Origin of the sequence: Pelomonas lactea (genome assembly GCF_043555885.1) — a bacterium.
Classification (GTDB): domain Bacteria; phylum Pseudomonadota; class Gammaproteobacteria; order Burkholderiales; family Burkholderiaceae_C; genus Pelomonas; species Pelomonas lactea.
The window spans coordinates 403630-416470 of sequence record NZ_JBIGHX010000002.1 but is presented as its reverse complement, the minus strand read 5'-3'; the positions used below and the strand labels follow the sequence as shown (position 1 = coordinate 416470).

The following is a 12841-nucleotide window of genomic DNA, read 5'->3' as shown; positions in this document are numbered from 1 at the left end:
CTCCGTGACCGCCGGGGATTTACCGCCTGACCTTCGGAACACCTGCCATGTTTGACCGCACCACCTCCACCCTCGCCCTGGTCGACCCCGAGCTCTGGACCGCCGTCCAGAACGAAACCCGCCGCCAGGAAGACCACATCGAGCTGATCGCCAGCGAGAACTACACCTCGCCGGCGGTCATGCAAGCCCAGGGCAGCCAGCTGACCAACAAGTACGCCGAGGGCTATCCCGGCAAGCGTTACTACGGCGGCTGCGAGTACGTTGACGTGGCCGAGCAACTGGCCATCGACCGATTGAAGCAGCTCTACGGCGCCGAATTCGCCAACGTGCAGCCCAACAGCGGCTCGCAGGCCAACCAGGGCGTGTTCTTCGCGCTGCTGCAGCCCGGCGACACCATCATGGGCATGAGCCTGGCCGAAGGTGGCCACCTGACCCACGGCATGGCGCTGAACATGAGCGGCAAGTGGTTCAACGTCATCTCCTACGGCCTGAACGCCAAGGAAGAGATCGATTACGACGCCATGGAAGCCCTCGCCCGCGAGAAGAAGCCCAAGCTCATCATCGCCGGCGCCTCCGCGTACTCCCTGCGCATCGACTTCGAGCGCTTCGGCAAGATCGCCAAGGAGATCGGTGCCTACTTCATGGTCGACATGGCCCACTACGCCGGCCTGATCGCTGCGGGCGTCTACCCGAACCCGCTGCCGCACGCCGACGTCGTCACGTCCACCACGCACAAGAGCCTGCGCGGCCCGCGCGGCGGCATCATCCTGACGAACAAGGAAGACATCGCCAAGAAGATCAACTCGGCCATCTTCCCCGGCATCCAGGGTGGCCCGCTGATGCACGTCATCGCCGGCAAGGCCGTGGCCTTCAAGGAAGCGCTGTCGCCCGAGTTCAAGGCCTACCAGCAGCAGGTCGTCAAGAACGCCAAGGTGCTGGCCGAGACGCTGATCGAGCGCGGCCTGCGCATCGTCTCCGGCGGCACCGAAAGCCACGTCATGCTGGTGGACCTGCGCCCCAAGAACCTGACCGGCAAGGAAGCCGAGGCCATCCTGGGCGCCGCCCACATGACCTGCAACAAGAACGGCATCCCCAACGACCCGCAAAAGCCCATGGTCACCAGCGGCATCCGCCTGGGCACGCCGGCCATGACGACGCGCGGCTTCAAGGAAGAACAGGTGCGCGCCACGGCCCACCTGATCGCCGACGTGCTGGACAAGCCGCACGACGAGGCCAACCTGGCTGCCGTGCGCGAGAAGGTCGCTGCGCTGACGGCTGCCTTCCCGGTCTACCGCGGCTAAAGCGACCGAATGCGCTGCCCGTTCTGCTCTCACGCCGAGACCCAGGTTGCCGAGACCCGGGAATCGGATGAGGGCGACGTCGTCCGGCGCCGGCGCCGCTGCCTGTCCTGCGACAAGCGCTTCACGACCTATGAGCGGGCCGACATCGCCCTGCCCTCGGTCGTCAAGAAGGACGGGCGGCGCGCCGATTTCGATTCCTCGAAGTTGCGCGCTTCCATGCAGTTGGCGTTGCGCAAGCGCCCGGTCAGCGTCGAGCAGATCGACGCGGCGCTGAACCGCATCGAGGAAAAGCTGCTGGCCAGCGGCGCGCGCGAGATCGCGTCCACGCGGCTGGGCGAACTGGTCATGCGCGAGTTGAAGCGCATCGACAAGGTCGCCTACGTGCGCTTCGCGTCGGTCTACCGCAGTTTCGAGGACGTCGACGAGTTCCGTCAGCTGATTCGGGAAATTTGATCCGGAGTTTCCCTATCCCCCTTCAGAGGGGCCAGGGGGGCGCCTCTCCCCCACCTCCCCCTCCATCCCGCCTTAAGGGGGAAAGACGCGTACGGGGCTGGTTTCTAGAGTTCGTTCATCGCCAACGAACCTCTCGGAGCCGCCATGAACCGCACCGCCACCCGCCGCCTCAGCCTCGGTTTCACGCTGGTCGAAATGTGCGTCTGCGTGAGCGTTGGCGCCACGCTGCTGAGCCAGGCCGTGCCCAGCCTGAACAAGATGCGCCAGGAACGGGTGCTGCGTGCGGCCTCCGGGGCGTTGGCAGATGACCTGCGCTTTGCCCGCGCGGAGGCGGCGCGCATGAGCGATTCGGTCTACTTCCGCGTCAGCGGCAAGGGGGCCAATGCCTGCTACGTGCTTTACGCCGGCAAGCGCGACGGCTGTGATTGCGCCGGCGGTCAATCCGCCTGCAAGGCGCCTGGCAGCTACGTCATCAAGGCCGAATGGCTGCCCGCGGCAAAGGGCCTGCAACTGCGCAGCAACGCCGAGACGCTCGAGTTCCAGCACCGCCAAGGTCTGGTCACGCAGACCGGCAGCATCGACGTTTCCCTGCAAAGCGGTGCCGGCATCCGCCAGGTCATCGCCATCACCGGGCGGGTTCGCCACTGCTATACGGGTGCCAAGCTCAGCGGCATTCCCAAGTGCGCGTGAACAGCTCCCTTGTTCGTGGTGGCTGTCGACCAGCGGTCAAGCTCCGGGGATGAGCGGTCATCCTGTAACCTTTTGTCTTCATGCCACTGTTCAGAATTCACGCCATGAGTCCTTCTGCCAGCCGCCACTCCCGCGGGTTCACGCTCATGGAGCTGATGATCGCCGTCGTCGTGGCCGGCATCCTGGCGGCGGTGGCCTACCCCTCCTACACGTCCTTCATCGCGCGCGGCCGCCGGGCCGATGCGATGGCCGCACTGACCAGCGTCGTGCAGGCGCAGGAGCGGTATCGCTCCAACCGCACCACCTACGCGAGCTCCACTGGCTCCGGCGGGCTCGACATGGAGCGGCAGCTGGCTGCAGTTTCAAAGTATTACGACGTGAGCCTTGAAGGTATTGGTGAGTCGCTCAGTTTCACGAACGGTTACGTCGCCGTCGCCAAGCCCAAGCGCGGCAGCCCGCAGGACGGCGACAAGAACTGTCAGATCCTGCGTGTGAAGCTGGAAGGGGCAATATTCAAGTACATGTCCGCGGACGGTTCGGACAATGACACCACCGCCACCGAGAATTGCTGGGGCCGCTGACCATGCTGCGCTCCAATTTCAACAAGCAGCGCTCCGGGGTGACCCTGGTCGAGATGCTGATCGGTGTCGCCGTGTTGGGTGTGCTGCTGGCCGTGGCCGTGCCATCGTTGACGGGCATGATGGAGCGGCGCCGCGTCGTAGCCACCGCGGGCGAGATCGCCAGCTTCTTTGCGCAGGGGCGCAGCGAGTCGGCCGTCACCGACAACAAGGTGTCGCTGCACATGGAGCGCGTACCTGCCGCCGTGGGCGAGTTCAGCTGCCTGCGGCTTACTACGCATCGTTTCGTTGACACGTGTACGTGCAATCGCCGTGCGAACGACGTGTGCAGCGTTGGCGACGCCAAGATCTTGCGCGAGTTCATTCTGCCCAGGAGCAGTTCGGTGCGCTTCGAGGCCACGGCGACGGGATGGGGATTCGACCACTATGCGGTGACGTTCCAGCGAGGGACATATCCGACCGACGTGAAGAACCTGATGATTGTCGTGACGGGCATCAAGACGAACGCGCAACTGCGTGTGGAGTACAACAACGCCGGACGGGTGCGCACCTGCTCGCCCGACGGCAGCATCGGCGGGTTCCCGGCATGCTGACGAAACCGTTTCACCAGCGTGGCCTGGGTCTTGTCGAGCTGATGGTGGGCATCACCGTCGGGCTGATCGTCGCGGCCGGCGCCTCAATGGTCGCCGTCAACCAGATCAATGAGCACCGCCGGTTGATGCTTGAGACCCAGATCCAGCAGGACTTGCGGGTGGCCGCCGACCTGCTTCAGCAAGATCTGCGCCGCGCAGGCTACCGCGGACAAACGGAGCAAGGCGTCTGGGCTCCGCCAACGGGTGTGGGCACGTTGGATGAAACCGCTGGCCTTCCGGCCACGGCCAACAACTACAGCCCTGTAGAGGTGACGGACAACAGCACAGAGCGTTCGATCACCTACAGGTATGCGCGGCGCGTCGGCGTGACGGTCGGTGCCGCGTCGCCTCGCAATGCGGAGCAATTCGGATTCAAGTGGGACAAGGCGACGCATGTGCTGTACGCGCGGGTTGGCATCGTGAATGGGCGAGACAACTGGCAGCCCGTCATCGACCCAGACATCGTCGAGGTCACCAACTTCGATGTGGAACTGACAGAGCAGTCCACCGACGTCGGTGAGTTCTGCGCACAGGCCTGCGGCGCAGCCCCCCTGCCTGCGTGCCCGAAGCACGTGGTACGTCAGGTCAGCTTCAGCATCGAGGGTAAGGCCCTGCACGACCGTAACGTCAAGCGCACGGTGTCGGGTGTGGAGCGGCTGCGCTCCGATCGCATCACTGGAAGTTGCCCGGCATGAAGCACGCTTCCCGACTCAGTCGAGCCCGTGAGCATGGCGCTGCGACGCTGGTCGTCGTCATGGTGCTATTTCTCGTCATGGCGCTGCTCGCGGCCTATGCCAACCGCGCGCTGCTGTTCGAGCAGCGTGTGTCGGCCAGCTACTTCCGCAGCAACGTGGCACAAGAGGCCGCCGAGGCCGGCATCGAATGGACGCTGGCGCAACTGAACGGCATGGCCGTGAATGCGCAATGCAGGCCGGCTACCACCGGTGGACAGCGCTTTGCAGACAGGTACCTCCAAATCGATGCTACCGAGCGGCGTCTGGAGTCCACGATGGGCGTCACTGCTCTTGACCCCGTGGACTGTGTGCGCGACGCACCTGACCAGGGTTGGACCTGTCGATGTCTTGACCCGACCGTTACCCACGTGGATCGCAGCGGCGCTGACGGTACGGACATGGTGCCCAGCTTTTCGGTCAGTTTGGTTGACGCCGCCCGTGCTGGCACCGTGTCGCTCAACGTCACCGGCTGCAGCGGCAGCCAGCCGGAAGCTTGCAACAGCGACGCAGCGCCGGCAAACATGAGCAAGGCTCAACTGGCGCGCTCCCAGTTCAGGGTGCTGCTGGGTCTGGTCAGCGCTGTTCGCAACCCGCCGGCAGCCCCACTCGTCGTGAAGGGTAATCTGCAGGCCACGGGATCCGACCGGTTGGGGCTGCACAACACCGATCCCCGCTCTGCCGGCATGCTGGCGGCGGTGGGGGGCAGCGTCAGTGGTCTGCTGGACGACCGGCTGGAGAGCGTTCCCGGAACCAGCGCCAGTCAGACCGTCGTGGAGAGCGATGACACGCTGAGGGATGCGGACGTCGACAAACTCTTTCGAATGTTCATGGGCACGAATGTGTCCAGGTATCCCGATCATCCGGCCGCCCGCAAGCTGACTTGCAGCGGGGACTGTAGTTCGGCCCTGGCGGCCGCTTACAGCGCTGGTCAGCGCATCGTCTGGGTGAGCGGCAACATGACACTTTCCAGCAACACGACGCTGGGCGTTGCGAACGACCCGCTGTTGATCGTCGTCAATGGCGCAGCTCAGTTGACCGGCCCCTTCCAGCTCAACGGCATGCTCGTCACGACGGGCAACCTGAACTGGACGAACACCAGCACCATGCCGTCACTTGTGAACGGCATCGTCCTGGTGGGCGGCGCACTCACCACGCAAGGTCGTGTGGACATTGCCTACCAACAGGCTATCGCCGATCAATTGCGCAATCGCATGGGCAGCTATGTCCGCGTACCGGGCAGTTGGATGGACGTTGCTCAATGACGGCCATGAAGCTACACATATCCTCTTCCCGCCGTCACGCGTCGCAGCGCGGCGTCACGCTGATCGAAGCGTTGGTGGCTCTCGTCATCATGTCGTTCGGCATGGTGGCGCTGGTCGGCTTGCTGAGCAACCTTCGCTACGGTGGCGACGTCGCCAAGCAACGCAGCGAGGCCATGAATCTCGCGCAGACGGAGCTCGAGAAACTGCGGAGCTACGCTGTTCTCAAGAGGGCGACGGGCACGACGGTGCAGGACTACGAGACCGACTTGCTCGGCGCAGTTCAACCCACAACCAGCACCGGGGAGAACTCCAACACCACGTTCACGTTGACCCGGACGGTGAAGCCGCTGCTCCGGGGCGTCACGCTCGCCAGCGGCGACGTCGAGCCGCAGGCTCTGCGTGCCCAGACGGTGAGTGTGCGTGTCGACTGGCGTGACCGCAGCGGCACGCCGCAGAGCGTGACGATGAACACCATCATCTCCCGCGCCGATCCAGTGTTCACGCTGGCCGTGGGCGTCACGCCCCCGAGCAACGGCGTGCGTCTAGCCGGCAACCGCCACCCCGCGATTCCTCCGCGCGCACAAGACCTTGGCAATGGCAGCAGCGCCTTCCGCCCCCCCAATGGCGGCACGGCCGTGTGGGTCTTCAACAACCTCACCGGCGTCATCACCGGCAAATGCGAGATTGGCGAGACCACAACGCTCTCAGCGAGTGCGGTCGACTCCTGCAAGAACAACACCGTGGGCTATCTGATCAGCGGCAGCATCCGCTTCTCGAACGCCGACACGCCCGATCCGGCCCGACCTGAGGCGACGGCCCTGCCCTACCCGCTGACCGCCTATCTGAACCTGACGCCCAGCCAGTTCAAGGTTCGCGACAGCGAAGGCGCCTATTCGCTGGCGCCTGGCGGCGATTACCGGGAGTCACCCAACCACGTCTGTTTCAGCGATGCGCCGGAGCCGGGCCTCACGACGCGCACGGCGGTGAACTACTACTGCATCGTGTTCCCCAATACGCAGACGCCGCGCAACTGGTGGGGGCAGCTGCTGCTGACGGGGCTGGACCTTGGAACGTCCGCGACTCAGCACAAGGTCTGCCGCTACAGCGCCGACTACAACGGCAACGGCTACACCTACGTTCCCGCCACGAGGGAAGACGAGCTCGACAAGATTGACAACGAAGAGCATCCCGCGACCTATCAGCGCGTGACGTACTCGCTGGCGCGCCAGAACTTCCTCGTCGTGCGGGGGGACGTCTCCTGCCCCACGGCTCCTGCGCCGGACCCGGCCAACGGCATCTTCCTGAACTACTCCACGGTGCAGATCCAGCCCTGATCCGGTGGCTGGCTAGACTGGGCGCATGCCCGCTCTTGACATCGCCTCAGCGCTGAAGCGCGCCCTCGCCCTGGCCACCGAGGCCATCGGCCTGACCGACCCCAACCCGCGCGTGGGCTGCGTGCTGCTGGCCGCCGACGGCCGCGAACTGGGCGCCGGCCACACGCAGCCGGCGGGCCAGTCGCATGCCGAAGTCATGGCGCTGCGCGACGCGTCCGCCCGTGGCCACGATGTGCGCGGCGCCATTGCCGTCGTCACGCTGGAGCCCTGCTCCCACCACGGCCGCACGCCGCCTTGCTGCGACGCACTCATTGCTGCCGGTATCACGCGCGTCGTCGTCGCCGTTCAGGACCCCAACCCGCAGGTGGCCGGCCAGGGCATCGCCCGCCTGCGGGCCGCCGGTGTCGCCGTGGAGTTGGCCGACGCCGCCACAGCGGACGCTGCCCGCGAGTTGAATATCGGCTTCTTTTCCCGCATGCAGCGCGGCCGTCCGTTTGTTCGGCTGAAGTCCGCCGTCTCGCTGGATGGCCGCACCGCGCTGCCCGACGGACGCAGCCAGTGGATCACCGGCGAGGCGGCCCGCGCCGACGGCCACGCCTGGCGGCGGCGTGCCGGCGCGGTGCTGACCGGCATCGGCACGGTGCTGGCCGACGACCCGCGGCTGGATGTCAGGCTCGTGCCCACCGCGAGGCAGCCGCTGCGCCTGGTGCTTGACCCGCAGCGCCGCCTGCCGCCCGGCGCGCGCATCCTGCAGCCGCCGGGTGAAGCGCGCGTGATCGGCCCTGGCCGCGCCGACCTGCCTGCGCTGCTGGCAGAGCTGGGGCGCGAGGGCATCAACGAGCTGCATGTGGAGGCCGGGCCGACACTGTCCGGCGCCTTTCTGGATGCCGGCCTGGTCGATGAACTGCTGGTCTACCAGGCGCCCATGCTCATCGGCGAGGGGCGGCCGCTGGCGGCACTGCAGACGCTGGGAGGGCTGGACCAAGCGCGCCGCTGGCGACTTGTCGAAGCCCTGCCCGTCGGTGCAGATCTTCGCCTCAGGCTGCGTCCTACCTAGGGTCGGCACCTACAATCGCTGGCTATGCCCATCTCCCCCATCCCTGAGCTGGTTGCCGAGTTGGCAGCCGGCCGCATGGTCATCCTCGTCGACGAAGAAGATCGTGAGAACGAGGGCGATCTCGTCCTCGCCGCCGACCTCGTCACCCCCGAGGCCATCAACTTCATGGCCAAGCACGGCCGCGGCCTGATCTGCCTGACGTTGCCGCGCGAGCATTGCGAACGCCTGCAGCTGCCGCCCATGACACGGCGCAACGGCACGCAGCACGGCACGGCGTTCACCGTGTCCATCGAGGCTGCCACGGGCGTCACCACCGGCATCTCCGCGGCCGACCGCGCCCGCACCGTGCAGGCCGCCGTCGCCGCCGATGCCAAGGCCAGCGACCTGGTGCAGCCCGGCCACATCTTCCCGCTGCAGGCACAGGACGGCGGCGTGCTGATGCGCGCCGGCCATACCGAGGCCGGCTGCGACCTGGCCCGCATGGCCGGCCTGTCGGCCACGTCGGTGATCTGCGAGATCATGAAGGACGACGGCACGATGGCGCGCCTGCCGGACCTGGAGATCTTCGCCGCCGAGCACGGCCTGAAGATCGGCACCATCGCCGACCTGATCGAGTACCGCAGCCGCAACGAGAGCCTGGTCAACCGCGTCGCCCAGCGCCCGCTGACGACGGCCCAGGGCGAGTTCGACTGCCATGTGTTCACCGACCGCACCGGCGGCACCCACCTCGCGCTGACCCATGGCGCCTGGAACAGCAGCGACGAAGTGCTGGTCCGCGTGCACGAGCCGCTGTCCGTCATGGACCTGCTGGAAGCCGGCTCCTGCGGCCACTCCTGGGGCCTGCCGGCCGCGCTGGCCGCCGTCAAGGCCAGCGCTGCGGGCGTCATCGTGCTGCTGAACTGCGGCGAGGATGCCGCCGGCGTGCTGGCCCGCGCCCGCGACGCGAAGCCCACCGCGCCCGTCCGCGGTGCGATGGACCTGCGCACCTATGGCGTGGGCGCCCAGATCCTGAAGGCGCTGGGCGTGCACCACATGAAGCTGCTCGGCAGCCCGCGCCGCATGCCCAGCATGACCGGCTACGGGCTGGAAGTGACCGGCTTCGTCACCCCCCCTTCCTGCTGAACCCGAGGGACCCGCGATGCAACACTCCGACCAAGGCCTGCCTGGCTTCGAAGGCGCCCTCGACGGCAGCGACCTGAGCGTGGCCATCGTGCAGGCGCGCTTCAACGACACCCTCACCTCCGCGCTGGCCAGTGCCTGCCTGGCCGAGCTGTCGGTGCTGGGCGTGCCGGCCGAGGCCATCCGCCACGTGACGGTGCCCGGCGCGCTGGAAGTGCCGCTGGCGCTGCAGGCACTGGCCGAGACCAATGACTATGACGCCCTCATCGCGCTGGGCTGCATCATCCGCGGCGAGACCTACCACTTCGAGCTGGTCGCCAACGAGAGCGGCTCGGCCGTCACGCGCGTCGGGCTGGACCACGGCATCCCGATCGCCAACGCCATCCTGACCGTCGAGAACGAGGCCCAGGCCTGGGCCCGCGCCGAGCCCAAGGGCCGCGACGCCGCCCGCGTGGCCGTCGAGATGGCCAACCTGCTGAAAGAGATCGAGTGAACACGCCCAACAAGACCGCCCCAAAGACGGCCAACACGACGGCCAACAAGCCCGCCGGCAAGAAGGCGCCCGTCAAGTCGGCCCGCCGCCGCTCGCGCGAGGCCGCGCTGCAAGGCCTCTACCAGTGGCTGCTGACCGGCGAGGACATCGGCGTCATCGTCGCGCTGGGCCGCGAGCAGGAGGGCTACGCCAAGCTGGACCTGAAGCACTACGAGGCGCTGCTGGGCGGCTGCGTGCACGAGGCGGCCGACCTGGATGCCATCCTGTCCCGCCACGTGGACCGCAAGACGACGGAGCTGTCGCCCATCGAGCACGGCATCCTGATGATCGGCGCCTACGAGCTCAAGCACTGCCTGGACATTCCGTACAAGGTTGCCATCAACGAGGCGGTGGAGCTGGCCAAGTCCTTCGGCGGCACCGACGGGCACAAGTACGTCAACGGCGTGCTGGACCGTGCGGCCGTGGACCTCCGCCCCCTCGAGGTCACCGCCAAGCGCTGATGAGACTGGCAGCGCGGCTGGACCGCATCGAGCCCTTCTATGTGATGGAGCTGGCCAAGGCCGCGGCGCAGCTCGCAGCCGGCCCGCTGTGCGACCCGACCCGGGGTGGCCGCCGCATGATCCGGCTCAACATCGGCGAGCCCGACTTCGGCGCCGCGCCCGCCGTGCGCGACGCCGTCGCGCGCATCGCGCAGGGCGACACGCCCTACACCGACGCGCTGGGCCTGCCGGCGCTGCGCGAGGCCATCTCGCGCTGGTACGGCCAGCGCTTCGGCCTGGCCATCGCGCCCGAGCGCATCGCCATCACGGCCGGCGCCTCGGCCGGCCTGCAACTCGCCTGCCTGGCGCTCTTCGAGCGTGGCGACGAGGTGCTGATGCCCGACCCCTGCTACCCGTGCAACCGCCACTTCGTGACGGCCGCGGACGCCGCGCCGCGGCTGCTGCCCACCAGCGCTTCCCAGCGTTTCCAGCTGGATGCCGATCAGGTGCGCGACGCCTGGACGTCGGCCACGCGCGGCGTGCTGCTGGCCTCGCCCAGCAACCCGACCGGCACGTCCATCGCGCCCGAGGTGCTGGCGAGCATTGCGGGCTTCGTGCGCGAGCGCGGCGGCGTCACGGTCGTCGACGAGATCTACCTGCCGCTGAGCTACGACGACCGCTTCGGCCGCAGCGCGCTGGCGCTGCCGGGCGGGTTGGGTGACGACATCGTGTCGGTCAACAGCTTCTCCAAGTACTTCGGCATGACCGGCTGGCGGCTGGGCTGGCTGGTGCTGCCCCCGGCCCTGGTGCCGGCCGTCGAGCGGCTGGCGCAGAACCTCTACATCTGCCCGTCCACGCTGGCGCAGAAGGCAGCGCTGGCCTGCTTCGAGCCGGCCTCCATCGTCGAATTCGAACGCCGCCGCGCCGTGCTGCGCGAACGCCGGGACTTCATCGTGCCGGCGCTCAACGCGCTGGGCCTGACCGTGCCCGTGCCGCCTGATGGCGCCTTCTATGCCTGGATGGACGTGAGCCGCTTCCACACCGACAGCTGGGCCTTCGCGCATGAGCTGCTGCAGAGCGCCCAGGTGGCGCTGACGCCTGGGCGCGACTTCGGCCTGGCCGACCCGCAACGCTGGATGCGGCTGTCGTTCGCATCCTCGCTCGATGACCTGCAGGAAGCCGTGGCCCGCCTTGGAGAGGTGCTGGCATGACCTTCAATTGGCCGGTGCGCGTGTACTGGGAAGACACCGATGCCGGCGGCATCGTGTTCTACGCCAACTACCTGAAGTTCTTCGAGCGCGCCCGCACCGAGTGGCTGCGCGCGGCCGGTGTCGAGCAGCACCAGCTGCGCGAGGACACCGGCGTCATGTTCGTCGTCGCCGCCACCAGCCTGCGCTACCTGGCGCCGGCGCGGCTGGACGACCTGCTCACCATCACCGTCGAACCCGAGCCGGCCGGCCGTGCCAGCCTCGTCGTGCGCCAGCGCGCGCTGCGCGGCGACACGCTGCTGGCCGAAGGCGAGATCCGCATCGGCTGCGTGCGCGCCGTTGACCTGAAACCCCAACGCCTCCCTGACGCTGTTGTCGCAGCGATCGCTTCATGAACCAAGACCTGTCCATCGTCTCCCTGATCCTGCACGCCAGCCTGGCCGTGCAGCTCGTCATCGCGGGCCTGCTGCTCGTGTCGCTCGCGAGCTGGAGCGTCATCTTTGGCAAGCTCATCGGCCTGGGCCAGATCAAGCGCCGCAACGACGCGTTCGAGGCCGAGTTCTGGAGCGGCAAGAACCTCAACGACCTCTACCAGGCCGTTGGCAACCGCCAGGACGGCGCGCCGCTCGAGCGCATCTTCGCCTCCGGCATGCGCGAGTTCCTGAAGCTGCGCGAGAAGCGCGTGACCGACTCCGGCGCGCTGCTGGACGCCGCCCGCCGCGCGATGCGCGCCAGCTTCCAGCGCGAGCTGGACGCGATGGAGAGCAACCTGTCCTTCCTCGCGTCCGTCGGCTCCGTGTCGCCGTACGTGGGCCTGTTCGGCACCATCTGGGGGATCATGCATGCGTTCGTCGGCCTGTCCAACCTGACGCAGGTGACGCTGGCCACGGTGGCGCCGGGCATCGCCGAGGCGCTGGTCGCCACCGCCATCGGCCTGTTCGCGGCCATCCCCGCGGTGCTGGCCTACAACCGCTTCGCACGCCAGATCGACCGCGCCGCGATCACGCTGGAGACCTTCATCGAAGAGTTCTCCAACATCCTGCAACGCAACGCCACGCAAAACTAAATGGCCGCCGTTTCCGCCCGCGGCGGCCGCCGGCGCCGCACGATGAACGAGATCAACATGGTCCCGTTCATCGACGTGATGCTGGTGCTGCTCATCATCTTCATGGTCAGCGCGCCGCTGATCACCACCGGCCTCGTGGACCTGCCCAGCGTGGGCAAGAGCAAGCAGCAGCCCGAGCATGTCATCCAGGTCATCGTCGGCACCGACGAGCGGCTGAAGATCAAGGTCGACCAGCTGGAACCCGAGAGCATCCCGGCGAACCGGCTGGCCGAGCGCGTGAAGAAGGCGCAGGGCAGCAATGACAGCAACCCGGTCGTCATCTCCGCCGACAAGAACGTCAAGTACGAGGCCGTCGTGCAGGTGATGGACACGCTGCAGCGCGCCGGCGTGCAGCGCGTGGGCCTGGCCGTGAAGAGCGGCGCCGCCGCGAAGTGA

Annotated in this window: 16 protein-coding genes; all 16 read left to right on the top strand. The window is 67.4% G+C overall.

The annotated features are described in order from the left end of the window. The first annotated feature begins 47 nt into the window (after positions 1-47). Positions 48-1301 carry a serine hydroxymethyltransferase gene (glyA, locus tag ACG04Q_RS06230; RefSeq protein ID WP_394510026.1) on the top strand — a complete coding sequence of 418 codons (1254 nt, stop codon included), beginning with the start codon at positions 48-50 and terminating at the stop codon, positions 1299-1301. A 9-nt stretch (positions 1302-1310) separates the two neighbouring features. Then, positions 1311-1754: a transcriptional regulator NrdR gene (gene nrdR / locus ACG04Q_RS06225; RefSeq protein ID WP_394510025.1), complete on the top strand. Its 444-nt coding sequence runs from the start codon at positions 1311-1313 to the stop codon at positions 1752-1754. Positions 1755-1898: 144 nt separating this feature from the next. Beyond that, positions 1899-2444 (top strand): pilus assembly FimT family protein, encoded by a 546-nt coding sequence (locus tag ACG04Q_RS06220; protein WP_394510024.1) that lies wholly within the window; start codon positions 1899-1901, stop codon positions 2442-2444. A 104-nt stretch (positions 2445-2548) separates the two neighbouring features. Further along, positions 2549-3025: a type IV pilin protein gene (locus tag ACG04Q_RS06215; protein ID WP_394510023.1), complete on the top strand. Its 477-nt coding sequence runs from the start codon at positions 2549-2551 to the stop codon at positions 3023-3025. Positions 3026-3027: 2 nt separating this feature from the next. Beyond that, entirely contained in the window at positions 3028-3615 is a 588-nt protein-coding gene (locus ACG04Q_RS06210; RefSeq protein WP_394510022.1) for a pilus assembly FimT family protein, read from the top strand. Then, a complete protein-coding gene (locus tag ACG04Q_RS06205; RefSeq protein WP_394510021.1) occupies positions 3609-4349 on the top strand; it encodes a PilW family protein in 741 nt (246 codons plus the stop codon). Before ACG04Q_RS06210 ends, ACG04Q_RS06205 begins: the two co-directional genes overlap by 7 nt. Then, entirely contained in the window at positions 4346-5650 is a 1305-nt protein-coding gene (locus ACG04Q_RS06200; protein WP_394510020.1) for a PilX N-terminal domain-containing pilus assembly protein, read from the top strand. The genes ACG04Q_RS06205 and ACG04Q_RS06200 overlap by 4 nt, the downstream gene beginning before the upstream one ends. Beyond that, positions 5647-6984, top strand: a complete 1338-nt coding sequence (locus tag ACG04Q_RS06195) for a type IV pilus modification PilV family protein (protein ID WP_394510019.1) — start codon at positions 5647-5649, stop codon at positions 6982-6984. The genes ACG04Q_RS06200 and ACG04Q_RS06195 overlap by 4 nt, the downstream gene beginning before the upstream one ends. A gap of 25 nt (positions 6985-7009) precedes the next feature. Further along, complete coding sequence (ribD, locus tag ACG04Q_RS06190; protein ID WP_394510018.1) at positions 7010-8041, top strand: bifunctional diaminohydroxyphosphoribosylaminopyrimidine deaminase/5-amino-6-(5-phosphoribosylamino)uracil reductase RibD; 1032 nt, start codon at positions 7010-7012, stop codon at positions 8039-8041. Between the two features lie 24 nt (positions 8042-8065). After that, the gene (ribBA, locus tag ACG04Q_RS06185; RefSeq protein ID WP_394510017.1) at positions 8066-9163 is read left to right on the top strand and encodes a bifunctional 3,4-dihydroxy-2-butanone-4-phosphate synthase/GTP cyclohydrolase II; all 1098 of its coding nucleotides are present in this window, start codon (positions 8066-8068) and stop codon (positions 9161-9163) included. 16 nt (positions 9164-9179) lie between these two features. Further along, positions 9180-9653: a 6,7-dimethyl-8-ribityllumazine synthase gene (gene ribH / locus ACG04Q_RS06180; RefSeq protein ID WP_394510016.1), complete on the top strand. Its 474-nt coding sequence runs from the start codon at positions 9180-9182 to the stop codon at positions 9651-9653. Further along, entirely contained in the window at positions 9650-10153 is a 504-nt protein-coding gene (gene nusB, locus ACG04Q_RS06175) for a transcription antitermination factor NusB (RefSeq protein WP_394510015.1), read from the top strand. Before ribH ends, nusB begins: the two co-directional genes overlap by 4 nt. Further along, positions 10153-11343, top strand: a complete 1191-nt coding sequence (locus ACG04Q_RS06170; RefSeq protein ID WP_394510014.1) for a pyridoxal phosphate-dependent aminotransferase — start codon at positions 10153-10155, stop codon at positions 11341-11343. Before nusB ends, ACG04Q_RS06170 begins: the two co-directional genes overlap by 1 nt. Then, entirely contained in the window at positions 11340-11735 is a 396-nt protein-coding gene (gene ybgC / locus ACG04Q_RS06165; RefSeq protein ID WP_394510013.1) for a tol-pal system-associated acyl-CoA thioesterase, read from the top strand. Before ACG04Q_RS06170 ends, ybgC begins: the two co-directional genes overlap by 4 nt. Continuing rightward, positions 11732-12406, top strand: coding sequence for a protein TolQ (gene tolQ / locus ACG04Q_RS06160; protein WP_394510012.1), 675 nt, complete (start codon positions 11732-11734; stop codon positions 12404-12406). The genes ybgC and tolQ overlap by 4 nt, the downstream gene beginning before the upstream one ends. Further along, positions 12407-12841, top strand: a complete 435-nt coding sequence (tolR, locus tag ACG04Q_RS06155) for a protein TolR (RefSeq protein ID WP_394510011.1) — start codon at positions 12407-12409, stop codon at positions 12839-12841.

Bases quoted from the DNA above. Each gene is read 5' to 3' on its own strand.
- ribD (WP_394510018.1), top strand. From the start codon at position 7,010: ATGCCCGCTCTTGACATCGCCTCAGCGCTGAAGCGCGCCCTCGCCCTG.
- glyA (WP_394510026.1), top strand. From the start codon at position 48: ATGTTTGACCGCACCACCTCCACCCTCGCCCTGGTCGACCCCGAGCTC.
- ACG04Q_RS06205 (WP_394510021.1), top strand. From the start codon at position 3,609: ATGCTGACGAAACCGTTTCACCAGCGTGGCCTGGGTCTTGTCGAGCTG.
- ACG04Q_RS06215 (WP_394510023.1), top strand. From the start codon at position 2,549: ATGAGTCCTTCTGCCAGCCGCCACTCCCGCGGGTTCACGCTCATGGAG.
- ribBA (WP_394510017.1), top strand. From the start codon at position 8,066: ATGCCCATCTCCCCCATCCCTGAGCTGGTTGCCGAGTTGGCAGCCGGC.
- nrdR (WP_394510025.1), top strand. From the start codon at position 1,311: ATGCGCTGCCCGTTCTGCTCTCACGCCGAGACCCAGGTTGCCGAGACC.
- ACG04Q_RS06210 (WP_394510022.1), top strand. From the start codon at position 3,028: ATGCTGCGCTCCAATTTCAACAAGCAGCGCTCCGGGGTGACCCTGGTC.
- tolQ (WP_394510012.1), top strand. From the start codon at position 11,732: ATGAACCAAGACCTGTCCATCGTCTCCCTGATCCTGCACGCCAGCCTG.
- ACG04Q_RS06195 (WP_394510019.1), top strand. From the start codon at position 5,647: ATGACGGCCATGAAGCTACACATATCCTCTTCCCGCCGTCACGCGTCG.
- ACG04Q_RS06220 (WP_394510024.1), top strand. From the start codon at position 1,899: ATGAACCGCACCGCCACCCGCCGCCTCAGCCTCGGTTTCACGCTGGTC.
- ribH (WP_394510016.1), top strand. From the start codon at position 9,180: ATGCAACACTCCGACCAAGGCCTGCCTGGCTTCGAAGGCGCCCTCGAC.
- ACG04Q_RS06200 (WP_394510020.1), top strand. From the start codon at position 4,346: ATGAAGCACGCTTCCCGACTCAGTCGAGCCCGTGAGCATGGCGCTGCG.
- ybgC (WP_394510013.1), top strand. From the start codon at position 11,340: ATGACCTTCAATTGGCCGGTGCGCGTGTACTGGGAAGACACCGATGCC.
- ACG04Q_RS06170 (WP_394510014.1), top strand. From the start codon at position 10,153: ATGAGACTGGCAGCGCGGCTGGACCGCATCGAGCCCTTCTATGTGATG.
- tolR (WP_394510011.1), top strand. From the start codon at position 12,407: ATGGCCGCCGTTTCCGCCCGCGGCGGCCGCCGGCGCCGCACGATGAAC.